Source organism: Herbiconiux sp. SALV-R1 (genome assembly GCF_013113715.1).
In the GTDB taxonomy this organism is placed as follows: Bacteria; Actinomycetota; Actinomycetes; order Actinomycetales; family Microbacteriaceae; genus Herbiconiux.
The window spans coordinates 3,219,944-3,236,671 of the sequence record NZ_CP053344.1; the positions used below are offsets into that span (position 1 = coordinate 3,219,944).

General features: G+C 70.0%; 13 protein-coding genes. 11 read left to right on the top strand and 2 right to left on the bottom strand.

The window, feature by feature from the left end; genetic code table 11:
- Positions 1 to 15 precede the first annotated feature (15 nt).
- Together HL652_RS15410 and HL652_RS15415 are read left to right on the top strand one after the other, a co-directional pair.
- On the top strand, positions 16 to 1,536 hold the full coding sequence (locus HL652_RS15410) for a sugar ABC transporter ATP-binding protein (RefSeq protein WP_253743335.1): 1,521 nt from the start codon (positions 16 to 18) through the stop codon (positions 1,534 to 1,536).
- Positions 1,533 to 2,543, top strand: a complete 1,011-nt coding sequence (locus tag HL652_RS15415) for an ABC transporter permease (protein ID WP_171706123.1) — start codon at positions 1,533 to 1,535, stop codon at positions 2,541 to 2,543. The genes HL652_RS15410 and HL652_RS15415 overlap by 4 nt, the downstream gene beginning before the upstream one ends.
- 107 nt (positions 2,544 to 2,650) lie before the next feature.
- Here HL652_RS15415 and HL652_RS15420 read toward each other — a convergent pair whose 3' ends face one another.
- Positions 2,651 to 4,033, bottom strand: coding sequence for a glycine--tRNA ligase (locus HL652_RS15420; RefSeq protein ID WP_171706124.1), 1,383 nt, complete (start codon positions 4,031 to 4,033; stop codon positions 2,651 to 2,653).
- 101 nt (positions 4,034 to 4,134) lie between these two features.
- Here HL652_RS15420 and HL652_RS15425 point away from each other — a divergent pair, with 101 nt between their 5' ends.
- From HL652_RS15425 to HL652_RS15450, 6 genes are all read left to right on the top strand, one after another.
- Positions 4,135 to 5,448, top strand: coding sequence for an alpha/beta hydrolase (locus tag HL652_RS15425; protein ID WP_171706125.1), 1,314 nt, complete (start codon positions 4,135 to 4,137; stop codon positions 5,446 to 5,448).
- 131 nt (positions 5,449 to 5,579) lie between these two features.
- On the top strand, positions 5,580 to 7,445 hold the full coding sequence (locus HL652_RS15430) for a TIGR03767 family metallophosphoesterase (RefSeq protein ID WP_171706126.1): 1,866 nt from the start codon (positions 5,580 to 5,582) through the stop codon (positions 7,443 to 7,445).
- Positions 7,442 to 7,804 (top strand): hypothetical protein, encoded by a 363-nt coding sequence (locus HL652_RS15435; RefSeq protein ID WP_171706127.1) that lies wholly within the window; start codon positions 7,442 to 7,444, stop codon positions 7,802 to 7,804. The genes HL652_RS15430 and HL652_RS15435 overlap by 4 nt, the downstream gene beginning before the upstream one ends.
- Complete coding sequence (locus HL652_RS15440; protein WP_171706128.1) at positions 7,801 to 8,526, top strand: hypothetical protein; 726 nt, start codon at positions 7,801 to 7,803, stop codon at positions 8,524 to 8,526. The genes HL652_RS15435 and HL652_RS15440 overlap by 4 nt, the downstream gene beginning before the upstream one ends.
- Before the next feature lie 114 nt (positions 8,527 to 8,640).
- Positions 8,641 to 9,885 carry a hypothetical protein gene (locus tag HL652_RS15445; protein ID WP_171706129.1) on the top strand — a complete coding sequence of 415 codons (1,245 nt, stop codon included), beginning with the start codon at positions 8,641 to 8,643 and terminating at the stop codon, positions 9,883 to 9,885.
- Positions 9,886 to 9,913: 28 nt separating this feature from the next.
- On the top strand, positions 9,914 to 10,675 hold the full coding sequence (locus tag HL652_RS15450; protein ID WP_171706130.1) for a DUF4190 domain-containing protein: 762 nt from the start codon (positions 9,914 to 9,916) through the stop codon (positions 10,673 to 10,675).
- Between the two features lie 15 nt (positions 10,676 to 10,690).
- Here the strand turns inward: HL652_RS15450 and ku are convergent, their stop codons facing one another.
- A complete protein-coding gene (gene ku / locus HL652_RS15455) occupies positions 10,691 to 11,650 on the bottom strand; it encodes a non-homologous end joining protein Ku (protein ID WP_171706131.1) in 960 nt (319 codons plus the stop codon).
- A gap of 37 nt (positions 11,651 to 11,687) precedes the next feature.
- Here ku and HL652_RS15460 point away from each other — a divergent pair, with 37 nt between their 5' ends.
- The 3 genes from HL652_RS15460 (at position 11,688) to HL652_RS15465 (ending at position 16,668) form a co-directional block, all read left to right on the top strand.
- Complete coding sequence (locus HL652_RS15460) at positions 11,688 to 14,375, top strand: ATP-dependent DNA ligase (protein WP_171706132.1); 2,688 nt, start codon at positions 11,688 to 11,690, stop codon at positions 14,373 to 14,375.
- 115 nt (positions 14,376 to 14,490) lie between these two features.
- Entirely contained in the window at positions 14,491 to 14,622 is a 132-nt protein-coding gene (locus HL652_RS21925) for a hypothetical protein (RefSeq protein ID WP_256371277.1), read from the top strand.
- A 45-nt stretch (positions 14,623 to 14,667) separates the two neighbouring features.
- Positions 14,668 to 16,668 (top strand): cell wall-binding repeat-containing protein, encoded by a 2,001-nt coding sequence (locus tag HL652_RS15465; RefSeq protein WP_171706133.1) that lies wholly within the window; start codon positions 14,668 to 14,670, stop codon positions 16,666 to 16,668.
- The last annotated feature ends 60 nt before the right edge of the window (positions 16,669 to 16,728 follow it).

A 16,728-nucleotide genomic window follows, 5' to 3' on the forward strand; every position in this document is an offset into this window, starting at 1 on the left:
TGTTATGTTGATGCCGTGATCAAAGTCGACCATGAAAAGTCATTACTCGAGGTGCGGGGGCTCGAGAAATCGTTCGCGGGCGTGCGCGCCCTGCGCGGCGTCGACCTCGAGGTGCGGCCGGGCGAGGTGCACTGCGTGCTCGGTCAGAACGGCGCCGGCAAGTCGACCCTCATCAAGACGCTCTCCGGCATCCACCAGCCCGACGGCGGTGAGATCCGCTGGAACGGGGAGCCCATCAGCCTCGGCGACCCCGTCACGGCCATCCGCACCGGCATCGCGACCATGTACCAGGAGCTCGACGTCGTCGACGGCCTCTCGGTGGCCGAGAACATCTTCCTCGGTCACGAGCACGCCACCGCGGGCGTGACCCGCCGTCGCACCACGGCGAAGGATGCTGCGGCGCTCATGCAGCGGCTCGGTCACCCCGGCATCGCACCCGGGCGCGAGGTCGGCACGCTCTCGGCCGCCAACAAGCAGATCGTGAGCATGGCGCGCGCGCTCTCGCACGACGCGAAGCTCATCATCATGGACGAGCCCTCGGCCGTGCTCGACTCCGAAGAGGTGGAGAACCTGTTCCGGGTCGTCGGCGAGCTCACCGCGGCGGGAATCGCCGTCATCTACATCTCCCACCGGCTCGAGGAGATCCGGCGCATCGGCGACCGCATCACGGTCATCAAAGACGGCGCCACGGTGGCGACGAACCTCCCGGTGGCCGAGACGCCCACCAACGAGCTCATCCGCCTCATGACGGGCCGCTCGCTCGAGAACGTCTTCCCCGACCGGGTACCCCTCGCCGCCGACGCACCGGTCGTGCTCACGGTGGACGGGCTCGGTCTCGACGGGGTCTTCGACGGTGTCGACTTCACGGTGCGCGCGGGCGAGATCGTCGGTCTCGCCGGGCTCGTCGGTTCAGGCCGCTCGGAGATCGTGGAGACGCTGTACGGCGCCCGCAAGAGCAGCCGCGGCAGGGTCTCGGTCGACGGCAAGGCCATCCCGGCCGGATCGGTGCGCGCCGGGGTGCACGCCGGCATGGGCCTGTCGCCCGAGGAGCGCAAGAGCCAGGGGCTCATCCTCGACGAGCCGGTCTACCGCAACGTCACCCTGGCGAGCTTCGGGCGCTGGGCACGCGGCGGGGTTCTGCGCGAGCGCTCCGAGCGCGAGGTGGCCCGCACGCAGCTCGAAGCGCTCGAGCTGCGGCCCGCCGACCCCGATCGGCCCGCGCGCACGCTCTCGGGCGGCAACCAGCAGAAGATCCTGCTCGCCCGCTGGCTCGTGCACGGCACCCGCGTGCTGCTGCTCGACGAACCCACCCGAGGCGTCGACGTGGGCGCCCGGGCCGAGATCTACTCCCTCATCCGCGCCCTGGCTGCCCAGGGCACCGCCATCGTCGTCATCTCCAGCGAGATCGACGAGGTGATCGGGCTCTCCGACCGCGTGCTCGTCGTCGCCGACGGCCGCATCATCCACGAAAGCCCCGCCGACTCCATCGACGAGCACCGGGTGCTCGACCTCGTCATGAAAGGAAGTGCCGCATGAGCACCCAGACCGCCGCACCGCGCACCGACGGCGCACGCTCCACCCTCAACCGCGTGCTGGGCGGCTCGGCCGGCCGCAGCCTCGGACTCGTCATCGCCTTGCTCGTGCTGTTCGCGGTGGGAACCATCACAGCCGGCGACCGCTTCGCCAGTTGGGAGAACATCCTCACCATCGTGCGGTTCGCCTCCATCATCGGCGTCATCAGCATCGGCATGACCTTCGTCATCACCGCGGGCGGCATCGACCTCTCGGTGGGTTCGGTGATGGGCCTCGCGACGGTCGTCGCCACCCTCTCCTGGGTGCAGCAGTTCGCCTCGTCGACGAACTGGATCGTGATGGTCGTGGTCGCCCTCGCCGTCGGCGGCGCCGCCGGACTCATCAACGGCATCGTCATCGCCTACGGCAACGTCGTGGCCTTCATGGCGACCCTCGCCATGCTCGTCGCAGCGCGCGGCCTCGCCGAGGTGCTCGCCAACCGCACCACCCAGATCGTCATCGAGCCGGGCTTCCTGTCGGCCATGCGGGGCGAGTTCATCGGCGTGCCGGTGCTCATCTGGATCTTCGTGCTCGTCGTCGCCGCCGGCTGGTTCCTGCTCAACCGCACGACCTTCGGCCGCCGCACCGTCGCCATCGGCGGCAACCTCGAGGCGGCCCGACTGGCGGGCATCAAGGTGAAGCGCCACCTCATGTACGTCTACATCCTGTCGGGGCTCACCGCCGGCATCGCCGCCGTCATGATGCTGGCGCGCACCACGGCCGGCACCTCGACGCACGGCACGCTCTACGAGCTCGACGCCATCGCAGCCGTAGTGGTGGGCGGCACCCTCCTCATCGGCGGGCGCGGCACCATCATGGGCACCGTGCTCGGCGTGCTCATCTTCTCGACCCTCACCAACGTGTTCACGCAGAACAACCTGTCGACCTCGGTTCAGGCCATCGCCAAGGGTGTCATCATCGTCATCGCCGTCATGCTCCAGCAGCGCTTCGCGAACCGCGCGAAGCGCTGAGGCCCGGCCGCACACACGAAGACGTCGGATGAGCGTGGGAGTTCCACGCGCATCCGGCGTCTTCGTAGAGGCGCGCGCTTACGCGCCACTGCGCCTCCGCTCGGCGCTTACGCGCCGACGAGACGCTCGGCGAGGTAGCCGGTGAGGCGGTCGAGGGAGATGCGCTCCTGGCCCATGGTGTCGCGCTCGCGCACGGTCACGGCGTTGTCGTCGAGGGAGTCGAAGTCGACGGTGATGCAGAACGGGGTGCCCACCTCGTCTTGACGGCGGTAGCGGCGGCCGATGGCGCCGGCGTCGTCGAAGTCGACGTTCCAGTTCTTGCGCAGGTCGGCGGCGAGCGTGCGAGCGAGCGGCGAGAGAGCCTCGTTGCGCGACAGCGGCAGCACCGCGGCCTTCACCGGCGCGAGGCGCGGGTCGAGCTTCAGCACGGTGCGCTTGTCGACGCCGCCCTTCGTGTTGGGCGCCTCGTCTTCGTGGTACGCGTCGACGAGGAAGGCCATCAGCGAGCGGGTGAGGCCGGCTGCGGGCTCGATGACGTAAGGGGTCCAGCGCTCGCCGGTGGTCTGGTCGAAGTACGACAGGTCGGTGCCCGAGGCCTTCGAGTGCGTCGAAAGGTCGAAGTCGGTACGGTTGGCCACACCCTCGAGCTCGCCGAAGGCGCTGCCGGTGAAGCCGAACTTGTACTCGATGTCGACGGTGCGCTTGGAGTAGTGCGACAGCTTCTCGGCAGGGTGCTCGAACAGGCGCAGGTTCTCGGGGTCGATGCCGAGGTCGGTGTACCACTGGAAGCGCTGGTCGATCCAGTACTGGTGCCACTCTTCGTCTTCACCCGGCTTGACGAAGAACTCCATCTCCATCTGCTCGAACTCGCGGGTGCGGAAGATGAAGTTGCCTGGGGTGATCTCGTTGCGGAAGCTCTTGCCGATCTGGCCGATGCCGAACGGGGGCTTCTGACGCGAGGAGTTCAGCACCGCGTTGAAGTCGACGAAGATGCCCTGCGCGGTCTCGGGGCGGAGGTAGGCCATGCCCGACTCGTCGTCGACCGCGCCGAGGTAGGTCTTCATGAGGCCCGAGAAGTTCTTCGGTTCGGTCCACGAGCCCGGCTGCCCGGTGTCGGGGTCGCGGATGTCGGCGAGACCGTTCACGGGCGGGTGGCCGTGCTTCTCCTCGTACTGCTCGAGCAGGTGGTCGGCGCGGTAGCGCTTGTGCGTGTGCAGCGACTCCACCAGCGGGTCGGTGAACACCTCGACGTGACCCGAGGCCTCCCACACGGCGCGAGGAAGGATGACGGCGGAGTCGAGACCCACGACGTTGTCGCGGCCCTGCACCATGAACTTCCACCACTGGCGCTTGATGTTCTCCTTCAGCTCGACGCCGAGGGGTCCGTAGTCCCACGCGGAGCGGGTGCCGCCGTAGATCTCTCCCGTCGGGAACACGAAGCCTCGGCGCTTGGCGAGGGCGATGACGGAATCGAGACGGGATGCAGGCATGAAGTGGCTCCGATTTATCTCCGCGCGGCCGGCTGCTCGCGCTGGATCAGCGACAATTCTACTGGGAGCGACCGGCCGCCCCGACGACCGAGGAGGGCGACATGGGCGACGCGCTGCTGCACCTGCGCATCGTCGACGGCCCGTTCCTCTGGGGCACGTACGCGCTCGCCGCCGCGGTGTTCATCTATCTCCTGCTGCGACGGCCGACGCGGCGCTGGGTCGTCACCGCCGCATCCGCTCTCCTCGCCGGCACGGTGCTCGCCCTCGCCGCCACCTTCGTGGTGCAAGACGTGCTCGACCTGTTCAACTCGCCGATGACCATCACGGCGCGGCTGTGGATCGTGGCGGCAGGAGCATCCGTTGCCCTCGCCGTGGTGAACCTGTGGCGCTCGCGCTGGTGGCGCAAGGTGGTCGCGGTGTGGGCGATCGCGCTGTTCGCGTGGACGGCGACGCTCGGCATCTCAGCCGACTTCGGCATTCTGAAGAACCTCGGCGACCTGCTCGACATCGAGGTGGAGCAGCCGCTCGACCTCGCCTCGCTCGCGCCGCACTCCGAGAACCCCGGCGGGCCGTTCACCGAGTGGTGGAGCGCGCCCGTCTCGATGCCGGCGGAGAGCGCGCACGGCACCGTCGCGATCCCGGCGAGCGACCCCGACTTCCACCCGCGCGACGCCGTCGTGTACCTGCCCCCCGCTGCGCGGCTCGCGGATGCCCCGGCCCTCCCCGTGGTCGTCTTTCTGAGCGGGCAGCCGGGAGCGCCCGACGTCGCCGACATCGGCGAGGTGCTCGACGACTTCGCCGCGGAGCACGACGGGCTCGCGCCGATCGTGGTGTCGATCGACCACCTGGGCGGCGACGGCGGCAACAACCCGCTCTGCGTCGACGGCTACCAGGGCGACGCCTTCAGCTACGTGAACGTCGACGCCCCCGCCTTCATCGAGGAGCACTTCAACGTGCTGCCGGGGCGGGAGAACTGGACCATCGCCGGGTTCTCGAACGGCGGCGAGTGCGCCATCGCGTCGGCTGCCGCGAACCCCGAGACCTGGGGCGGGGTGATCGACATCTCGGGCGAGCTCGAACCCGATCTGGGCAGCGAGCGGGAGACGCTGGAGGAGGGTTTCGGGGGCGACCAGGAGGCGTACGACGCGGCGAAGCCGCTGACGATCCTCGCCGCGGGCGCCGCCGACCCCGCGACCGCTGCGCTCTACGCTGACACCCTCGCCGTGTTCGGCGACGGGTCGGAGGACGAGCCCTACCTCACCGCCACGCGCACCCTGGTCGTGGCGGCGGGGGAGGCCGGCATGCGGTCGAACCTCGTCATCTCGGAGGGCACCGGGCACGAGTCGGCGACCATCGAGTACGTGTTCGGGCAGGCGTTCGGGCTGTTCTACCCGCGGTGGGGGTTCGGGGGCTGAGGGCGGGGGCGTCGCTGCGCTGCGGGCGCTGCCGACGCTGCCGGCGCTGAGCTGCGCGTCCCCTGATCTGGGGGCGGGGCACGGCACGGCTCGCCGCTAGTGTCAGATTACCCCACCCCCGAAGGATTCCCGTGCCCGGACTGTCTCGGCGTCAGTTCATCGCTGCCGTCGGCGCACTCGCTGCGGCGAGCGCCATCCCCCGCGAGGTGCTCGGGCCGGCGCTGGCGGGCCAGGCCTCGCCACTCGGAGCGGGCGCCACTCCGCAGCATCCGCTCGTCTCCGCCACCGCCGTCGACCCCGCCGCCGCAGCGGCCGCGGCCCCGAGCACCCTGCAGCAGACGATCCTGCAGGGCGCCGTGCAGAAGGGGTCGTACCGCACGCTCGTGACCGGCCCGGGCGAGCCCTACCTGCCGCGCCTCGATGTGCTCGGCCGCGCGCCGGAGGCGGGCCGTGTCGCCGCGCGCCGTTCGCTGCTCTACCTCGGCCACCTCTCCGACATGCACGTCATCGACGCCCAGTCGCCCGGGCGCATCGAACCGATGATCGTGCAAGACCACTCCGCCTGGGGCTCCGCGTTCCATCCGCAAGACCCGCTGAGCCCCCACGTCACGGCCTCCACCGTGAAATCGTTTTCCGACCTGCGTTACAGCCCCCTCACGGGAGCACCCATGGGCGCCGTCATAGTCACCGGCGACAGCGCCGACATGCACTCGCACCGCGAGCTGCGCTGGTACATCGACCTGCTCGACGGGCTCTCGGTCGACCCGAAGACGAGCGACACCTTCGAGGGCGTGCAGGCCTGGGCCGAGGCCGTCTGGGCCTACCGGCCGGGCGACCCCGCGGGCGGGTCGTTCGGCGACTACGGCTTTCCCACCCTGCCCGAGCTGCTCGACCAGTCGATCGCCCAGCCCGTGCAGTCGGTCGGGCTCCCGGCGCCCTGGTACACCGTCTACGGCAACCACGAGACGCTGCTGCTCGGCACCTTCGGTCTCGACTCGCAGCTGCGCGACCTCGCCGTCGGCGGGCAGAAGTCGTACACACTCGAGGGTACGGCGAGCGCCGCCGTCGCGGGCTACGCCGCCCAGACCGGGGCCGCCCAGCGGGCCCTCGACGCCCTCGGCCTCGCCCTCGGCCTCCGCCCCGGGTTCAAGAGCGTGCCCGCCGACCCCTCCCGCGCGCTGTTCAGCCAGCGGGAGTTCATGGAGCAGCACTTCGAGACCGAGCCCGACCCGGGCCCCGTCGGCCACGGCTTCACCGAGCACAACCTCGCGAGCGGCGAGACCTGGTGGAAGGCCGACCTGAGCCCGACCGTGCGCGCCTTCGGTCTCGACACCTGCAACCAGGTGGCGGGGCCCGACGGTGCGGTGCCCGACAACCAGTTCCGCTGGTTGCGGGGCGAGCTCGAGACGGCGACCGAGGAGAACAAGCTGGTTCTGGTGCTCAGCCACCACAACAGCGACACCCTCGAGAACCGCGCCCACCGTCCCGGACAGCACGAGCTGCTGCACGGCGCCGAGGTGTTCGTGGCGATGCTGCTGGAGTTCCCCGTGGTGGTCGGCTGGCTGAACGGGCACACGCACCTCAACCAGATCCTCGCCCACCGTGCGCCGGGCGGAGGCGGGTTCTGGGAGATCACCACAGCATCCTGCATCGACTTCCCGCAGCAGCAGCAGATGGTCGAGCTCGTCGACAACCGCGACGGCACCCTGTCGCTGTTCACCACCGTGGTCGACCACGCGGCGGATGCGGTTCCCGGCTCCTCGGGGTCGTACCTCGACCTCGCCTCCCGCAGTCGCGAGCTCGCCTCGAACGACTGGGCCGAGACGCCGCTCATGCGCCGGGGGTCGCCCCTCGACCGCAACACCGAGCTGCTGCTTCCCGCTCCGTTCGACCTCGAGGGCATCACCGACGCGCAGCTCGAGCTGCAGCACATGGTGGAGCGCACGCGCCTCCTGCAGCACGAGTCTCGGCTCGCCGAGGCGGAGGGGCGGTCGTGAGCCGCGCAGGGCGGGCTGTCGCCGTCACCGGCGCCGTCGCTGCGGGGGCACTGGCGGTGCTCGCGCTGGGCGGGTGCTCGCAGATCTCCGCGCTCGCGCCCGTCGGGGGCGACGAGCTCGCCGAGGTGCGGTTCGCTGCCATCGACGTGCTGCTCGAGAAGGACGTCGACGTGCTCGAAGCGCCCGTGTGCTCGGTCGACGGCACGGACATCTCCTGCGCGGGCAGCACCGTCGACGGCGAGACCATCGACGTCACCTCGAGCACGGCCGACGACGCGCAGCTCACGGTGCTCGTCGACGGCACGCAGGTCTTCTCCGGGCCACTGCAGTCGGTGCTCGACGAGGCGGCCCGCTCGTGACGGGGGCACCACCGCCTCCGGTGCGGGGCATCGGCGGGTGGCGGCTGCTGGCGCGAGCCGGCGGGTGGCTCGCGCTCGTGGTCGTCGCGCACGCCGCTCTGCAGGCCGCTCTCGTCGCGGTCTCGCCGCCCCTCGCCCTCTCGAGCGCGGGCGTGCTCCTCGCGGTGGCCTCGGCGCTCGCCCTCCTCGCGGCGACGATCACGCTGTGGCTGCTCGCGTCTCGCGCGGCGGCGCGCCCGACTGGTGCAGGCGCAGGCGCCTCGCCGACAATTGCGGCGGCAGCGGCAGGCGCGGCGGACGCCGCCGCATCCACCCTGGGCGAGAGCGCGGCCGGCACGGGCACGGCATCCCGCGCAGGCTCAGGCGGAGGCGCGCCCACGATCCGACGCACCGTCGGGTGGGTCGTCGTCACGGGCGTGGTCTGCGCGGTCGTGGGGGTCGTCGCGCCCTATCTCCTGCCCGTCGTGGCGGCCGTCGGGTGCCCGCTCATCGCCACCGGCAGCCCGCGCGGCGTCGCGCGGCTCGCATCGGCCCACCCTGGGCGTTTCGTCGTGCTGCTCGTGGTGACCGCCCTGGCGGTCGTGGGGGCGTTCCTGGTGTCGCTGCTGCTCGGGCTCTTCGTGACGGGGTGGCCGGCAGCCGCGGGCACCTGGCCGGCGGCGGGTGTCGCCGCTGCCGTGCTCGTGTGCCAGTGGGTCGCGCTGGCGCGGCGAGCCACCTAAGCGCTCGGGTGAGAAGGAGAAGAACCACAGATTTTTGGAGGACCGAGGCGCATCCGACCGTCGGCCGCGACGTCGTCCGCGAGCCCGGGTGACAGAATCGAAGCGGGGGTGCGCATGACCGGGCAGGGCGATCGCGGAGCCGAGCGCGAGATCGAGCGCTGGCTGCGCCGCAGAGGACTCCCCGCGTTCGTGCGACGGGAGGCCCGCAGCGACCTCCTGCTCGCGCGCACACTCCCGTTCCTCGTCTTCCTGCTGGTCGTCTCGGTGGCGGGTTCGGGCCTCGTGCGCGCTCGCCTCAGCATCGAGGTCGCGAACCCGTCGCTCGTGGTGGTGCTGGGCGTGCTGGTGGTGCTGGTCGTGCTGGTCATCCTCGCGGTGCCCGTGGTCGCCGGGGTGCTCACGGCCGCTCTGCTCCGCCGCGCGCCCCGATCGGCCGTCCCGCTCGCGATCGTGGTGGGGCTGCTCTTCCTCGTGGCGGTGCCGGTCGCGGTGGGCGTCTGGCAGTCCCCCACCGCGGGCGCGGCCATCGCCGCCTCGCACATCGCGTTGACGGCGCTCAGCCTCGCCCTCACCTGGCTCGGCGCGGGCTCGCTCGTGGCCTCGGCCTTCTCCACCGCCTGGCGGCAGACGGCGGCCGTCGGAGCGCTCGTCACGCGGGCCCTGCCCATCCTCATGCTCGTCATCGTGTTCGCCTTCTTCTCCCGCCCGGTGTGGGAGGTGACGAGCACCATGTCGGCCGAGCGCCTGCTCGCCGTCGCCGCCTTCTTCGGGGTGCTCGGCCTTCTGTTCGTGGTGCCGATCAGCCGCGCCGAGATGCGCGAGCTCGAGCAGCGCCCCGCCGGCACGCAACCCTCCGGCGCACCCCCGCTCTCGCGCGGCGAGCGCCTCAACCTGCAGGCCGGACTCGTCGTGGCCCTCGCTCTGCAGACGCTGCTGTTCTCCGCGATCGTGTGCGTCATCCTCGTGCTCCTCGGCACCCTCGCCCTGTCGGAAGAGGTGCTGCACGAGTGGGTGGGCGATCGCCTGATGTTCGTGCAGCTCGCCGGGGTCGAAGTGCCGTTCACCTGGGCGCTGCTGAAGACCGCGGTGTTCCTCAGCTGCATCTCGTCGCTCAACTTCCTCGTGTCGGCCACCACCAACGCGAGCTACCGCGACGCGTTCTTCCACCCCATGGTCGACGGTGCGCGCACAGCGCTCGGCGTGCGGGATGCGTACCGAACCGGGCAGACGGATGTCGCGCTGCCGCGCCGCGTCGTGACGAGGCACCGGTCGCACCGGGCCGACGCCCACCCCTACTCCGACTCCGACTCCCAGGAGGAGCCGACGATGGTGGAGCCCGGCCCGGGCACGGCAGGATGACGATGACGAGCGCCGACGAGGGAGAACGATGAGCGAGTACAACCCAGCGGCCCGGCCGCCGGCGGCCGGCCGGCCCGAAGACCCCGACAAGACCCTGGGCTTCGTGGGGCTCGGCGCCTCCCTGGTCGTGAACGTCGCCGGCATCGTGATCTCGGCGATCGCGCTGCAGCAATCGCGCCGGGCGGGTTACCGCAACTCCGCGGCGCTGGCCGGCCTCATCGTCGGCGGCTCCACCCTGGTGCTGGGTCTTCTCGTCGGCATCGTGGTGACGGTGCCGGCGTTCACGATCAGTTTCGGCGTGCTCGCCATGGCCGCGGGGTCGGCCGTCGCATCGGGAGGCTCCTGGAGCTCGTCGGGCCCGTCGGGCCCCTCGACGGGCGAGAACCCCGGCCCCGGGCAGGGCGGCGAGACGCCGGGCGAACCCGGCGGGGCACCGTTCGCCTACGGCGTCGGCGACTGCTTCCTCGAGCCCGAGCCCGGCGACGGGGCGGTCGACGTCGTCGACTGCGACGAGGCGCACGACTACGAGGTCTACGACGAGTTCGAGGTGCCCGACACCGCCGACGGCGCCTACCCGGGCGACGACCGCATGGGCTACGCGGCCGACGAGGGCTGCCTCGACCGCTTCGAAGACTTCACCGGCATCGCCTGGGACGACTCGCTCTACGACTTCACCTACGCCGCCCCGAACGAGACCACCTGGACCGACTACGACGACCGCCTCGTGCTCTGCGCCGTCTTCGACCCTGAGGGTCCCACGCGCGGCAGCCTGGAGGACGTCGGGGAGTAGACGAGGCTACGTCGCTCAGGAGGCCTTGGTCGACTTCTTCGCGGGGGCCTTCTTGGCGGCGGGTTTCTTGGCGGCGGCCTTCTTGGCCGGCGCCTTCTTCTCGTCGACCGATCCCTTCGACCCGGAACGCGACGACGATCGCGACGTTCCCGACCCCGACGACTTCGACCCCGACCCCGACCCTCCCCCGCGGCTCTTGTCGACCGAGCGCCGCAGCGCCTCCATCAGGTCGAGCACCTCTCCCCCGCCGTCCTCCTCGCCGGGCTTGCGCCCGAAGGTCTCGTCGGTGTCGACGGCGTCGCCCGCCTCGAGCTTGGCCTCGATGAGCGTGCGCAGCTGCTCCTGGTAGTCGTCGGTGAACTTTTCGGGCGCGAAGTCGCTCGAGAACTGGTCGACCAGCGACATCGCCATCTCGAGCTCCTGCGACGACACCCGCGTGGGCTCGTCGAGCGCGGGGAAGGCAGCTTCGCGCACCTCGTCGTCCCAGAGCAGAGACTGCAGCACGAGCACGTCGCCGCGCACCCGCAGCGCCCCGAGCCGGGTCTTCTGCCGCAGGGCGAAGTGCACGATCGCGGTGCGGTCGGTGGTCTCGAGCGTCTTGCGCAGCAGCGCGTAGGCCTTCGGCGACTTCGAGTCGGGCTCGAGGTAGTAGCTCTTGTCGAGCATGATCGGATCGATCTGCTCGCTCGGCACGAACTCCACGACCTCGATCTCACGGCTGCGCTCCTCGGGCAGCGACGACAGGTCGTCCTTGGTGAGGATGACGGTGCGCTCCCCGTCGTCGTAGGCCCGCGCGATGTCGGCGTAGTCGATGATCTTGCCGTCGATCTCGCAGCGGCGCTGATACCGGATGCGCCCCCCATCCGCTTCGTGCACCTGATGCAGCGAGATGTCGTGGTCTTCCGTCGCACCGTAGACCTTCACCGGCACGTTGACCAGGCCGAAGGTGATCGCGCCCTTCCAGATCGATCGCATATGCCATTCAACCCCGATCCCGGGCCAGGATGAAAGCATGGCCTCGAAAGGCACGGGCTCGAAGGACTCTCCGCAGACGGTCACCGTCGGCGGCCACCGGCTGCGCATCACGAACCTCGACAAGGTGCTCTACCCCGAGACCGGCACCACCAAAGCGGATGTGCTGCGCTACTACGCCGAGATCGCCACCACGCTCATCCCTCACGCCCGCAACCGCCCGGCGACCCGCAAGCGCTGGGTTCACGGTGTGGGTACCGCCGACGAGCCCGGCGAGGTGTTCTTCCAGAAGAACCTCGGCGAGGGCACGCCGGAGTGGGTGCGCCGGGCGAGCATCCAGCACTCCGACCACGCGAACGTCTACCCGCTGGTGAACAACCAGGCGACGCTGGCCTGGCTGGCGCAGATCGCGGCGATCGAGATCCATGTGCCGCAGTGGCGGGTGGATGCGCACGGCCGCCCCAAGAACCCCGACCGGTTGGTGATCGACCTCGACCCTGGCGAGGGCGCGGGCCTCCCCGAGTGCGTGGAGGTGGCGAAGCTCGCCCGCGGCATCCTGACTGACATGGGGCTCGACCCGGTTCCGGTGACGAGCGGCTCGAAGGGCATCCACCTCTACGCGGCCCTCGACGGCCGGCAGAGCTCCGACGACGTCTCGGCGGTCGCGCATGAACTCGCCCGGGCACTGGAGGCCGACCACACCGACCTCGTCGTCTCCGACATGAAGAAGGCGCTCCGCACGGGCAAGGTGCTCGTCGACTGGAGTCAGAACAACGCGAACAAGACGACCATCTGCCCGTACTCGCTGCGCGGGCGGGCACGGCCGACGGTCGCGGTGCCACGCACCTGGCGGGAGCTGTCGTCGGCGTCGCTGCGGCAGCTGGAGCTCGACGAGGTGCTCGACCGCATGAAGCGGCGGGCCGACCCGCTCGCGGAGGCTGCTATCGCTCCCGGCTCGATCGAAGAACCCGGCGGGCGCGCTGGAGCTGGAAGCGACGATCCGGTGGATCGTCGCCGCGACGCCAGCGCCGAGCGAGCTGCGCTCGCTCGGCCGACGGGCGACTCGCACGCCAGCGCCGACGGGAACGCCAACACCCGCGACCGACTCACCGTCTACCGCTCCAAGCGCGACGGCTCGAAGACCCCCGAGCCCGTCCCCGACGACACCCCGGCCTCCACCGACGGCCGCTCCTTCGTCATCCAGGAGCACCACGCCTCCCGTCTGCACTGGGACTTCCGCCTCGAGCACGACGGCGTGCTCGTCTCTTGGGCCCTGCCGAAGGGCGTCCCCACCGACGCCGGGGTGAATCACCTCGCCGTGCAGACCGAAGACCATCCATTGGAGTACGGCACCTTCGAGGGGTCTATTCCGAAAGGGGAATACGGCGCGGGCACGGTCACCATCTGGGACTTCGGCAGCTACGACCTCGAGAAGTGGCGCGACGGCGAGGAGGTCATCGCCACCCTCCACGGCCAGCCGACCGGGGGTCTTGGCGACCCGAAACGCCTCGCGCTCATCCACACCGGCGGCAAGGGCGGCAGGTCGGGCGACCAGTGGCTCATCCACCTCATGAAAGACCAGTCCCCGGTCGACTGGGATGCGGAGCCCGGCACCCCGGGAGGCCCGCCGGCGAAGAACGCGAGCAAGAGACGCAGCCCCCGCCGCGGGACCTCCGACCGCGCGCAGTCCGCAACCAGCGCATCCGGCTCGTCAGGCGCATGCGGAACGACCGCAGCGACCGCCGCGCGCCCGCCGAAGGCCATGCTCGCCACCCTCGCCGAGCAGACCCCCTCGGGCTATGTCGGCATCGACGACGAGAACGACTGGGCGTTCGAGATGAAGTGGGACGGCATCCGGGCGATCGTGCAGAGCCACGACGGCGCCGTCACCCTCACCACCCGCAACGGCAACGAGGTCACCGCGGCGTACCCCGAGCTGGTGCAGGCGGTCGGGGAGCAGCTCGACGGCCGAGACGCCGTGCTCGACGCCGAGGTGGTGGCCCTCGACCGCAGCGGACGCCCGAGCTTCGGCCGCCTGCAGCAGCGCATGGGGCTCTCGAAGCCGCGCGACGTCGAGCGCGTCCAGAAAGAGGTGCGCGTCGACCTCATGGTGTTCGACCTGCTGCGCCTCGACGGCGATTCGCTCGAACGCCGCAGCTACGACGAGCGGCGCGAGGCGCTGCTCGAGCTGCTGCCCGAGTCGGCGGGCGCGGTGCACGTGCCGCCCGCCTTCGACGGCGATCTCGCCCACGCGCTCGCCTCGAGTCGCGAGCTTGGGCTCGAGGGGGTGCTGGCGAAGCGGCGCGACAGCTCCTATGCGCCAGGGCGTCGCTCGTCGCTGTGGCTGAAGATCAAGCACCATCTCGCTCAAGAGGTGGTGATCGTGGGCTGGCGGCCCGGCAAGGGTCGCCGGGCGGCTCAGGTGGGCTCGCTGCTCATGGCGGTTCCGGATGCGCGGGGCGAATTGCGCTACGCCGGACGCGTGGGTACGGGGTTCAGCGATCGCGATCTCGACGACGTCTCCGCCAAGCTCGCCCGACTCGAGCGCAAGACGGCACCGCTCGACGACGTGCCCGGGGTCGATGCGCGAGACGCCCACTGGGTGACGCCGAAGCTCGTCGGCGAGGTCGAGTTCGCTGAGTGGACAGGAACGGGCCGCCTGCGCCAGCCCTCCTGGCGCGGCTGGCGCACCGACAAGTCGCCGGAGGACGTCGTGCGAGAGGGGTGAAGCTGTGGAGAACGGAGGCGTTCTGCACATCCGTGCGCTCCCCTGGTCGGGCGCTCGCGCGAGTGGTAGCTTCGCGACGAGACCGCAGTAGAGCCACGACATCGAGGAGGATCTCATGACCGACAAGCGCGGAGAACGCGACGGCGAATACACCGACACCGAGGCCGACGACGTGAACGTCCCCGAGCCCGACGAGGGCGAGTACACCGACAGCGACATCCCCGGCGAGAACACTCACCACCGCTGAACTCGAGGCGCGACTTCCCGAGCATTCCTCTGTTATTATTCGAGGATGTCTCGGGTAAGTCGTGCTCTCTCCGCTGTGTCGCTTTCGGTAGGCACCGCGGCCCTTCTGGCCTCTGGCCTGGTTGCACTGCCGGCTCACGCCACCAACTTCATCGTTGCCACCATCCCCATCACGTCCAGCAGTCGGCCCGATCCCGCCCCGGTGGCGATCGCCATCGACGGGGAGTCTGGGCAGGCCTACGTGGCGAACACCTTCGATGGCACTGTCTCGGTCATCGACACGACGACGAACGCGGTCTCGACCACGATCCCTCATGGCCCGGCCTCGATCGGCAACGGGCCGACGGCCGTCGCGGTCGATGAGGCCGGTCGCAAGGCCTACGTCGTCAACTACAACTCCGATTCGGTCTCCGTCGTCGACGTGGTCACGAACCGGGTCATCAGGGTCATCCCGCACGACGTGGCTCGAGGCATCGGATCGCATCCCAGTTCGATCGCCCTCGACACGGTTCTTCGCCGCGCGTACGTCACCAACCTCGCCGATGGCACCGTCTCGGTCATCGACACGACGACCGACTCGGTGATCGCGGTCGTGCCTCACGATTCCGCGTCGGGGATAGGGTCCTTCCTCACAGGCGTCGCCGTCGACCAGCAACTGCACCGCGCCTATGTCGCCAACAACATGGACGGCACGGTCTCTGTCATCGACACACAGACCAATTCGGTCATAGCTGTCATCCCCCACGATTCCACGAACGGCATCGGAAGCGGCCCCCGGGGTGTGGCTGTCGACACTCCGACACACCGCGCCTTCGTCACGAACAGCGACGACGACACCCTTTCGGTCATCGACACTCAGACGAACAGGGTCATAGCCGTGCTGCCGCACGATGAGGCCAATGGGATCACCAACGGGTCTTGGACCGTCACGGTCGACTCTGACGGTGGCCAGGTCCTCGTCGCTTCCAAGACACGCATCACCGCCATCGACATCTCAACACTCCGCATCACACGGCTGATCGACCGCAGCTCCTCCGCTGATTACGGCTATGGCGTGCAGGGGATGGCGGTTCACCCGAAGACCCGCCTCCTCTATGTGACAGGCGCGGTGTCGAACACGGTAGCCGTGGTGGATGCGGACACCACCGCGCCAGTGGCGCGGATCAGCGGCAGTGATCGCTACGAGAGCGCCGCACGCGTCTCTCAACGTGAGTTCGCTTCGGGTGCAGACCTGGTCTATGTCGCATCGGGCGCGACGTTCCCCGATGCGCTCGCCGGTTCGGCGGCAGCCGGCTCCCGCGGAGCTTCGGTGCTGCTCGTCACCAGAGATTCCATCCCGACCGCAACAGGGGCGGAACTCGCTCGCCTCAGGCCGAAAAAGATCGTCGTCCTCGGGGGTACCGCCACAATCAGCGACTCCGTCCTGCGTTCACTCGCCTCATATGCGCCGACGACTCGCCTCGCCGGCTCCGATCGTTACGCGGTCTCAGCGGCCGTCTCCGCCGAAACGTTCCCAACCGGAACAGCGACCGCGTACATCGCGTCGGGCGAGGTGTTCCCCGATGCCCTCTCCGGCGGCGCTGTCGCGGGAGCGACCAAGGCACCCGTGCTTCTGGTCACCCGGGACGGCATTCCCGAGCCGGTGCGCGCCGAACTCGAACGCCTCAAACCCGGTCGCATCATCGTGGTGGGTGGCGAGAACACCATCAGCACGACCACCGCGGCGGCACTCGCCGGCATGGCACCGACCACCCGCATCGGAGGCGTGGATCGCTACGCCGCCTCTGCCGCGATCTCGGCTGCCGCATACCCTTCCGGCAGCCGTGCCGTCTTCGTGGCGTCCGGCGCGACTTTTCCCGATGCCCTCTCGGGTGGGAGCGCTGCCGCAGCGAACAGCGCCCCCATTCTGCTCGTCAAGCCCGACGAGGTCCCCACCTCTATCGCCGCTGAGATCAGGCGCCTCGGCGCGACAAGGATCATCGTGCTGGGTGGCGAGAACTCGGTTTCGCGCACAACGCTCGAGAGTCTCCGAGCGCTTCTCCACTAGGCCCGTCACAGATCGGGAATAACGCCGCTCCCTGCCGACTTGACTCTGGGTTGGCAGGGA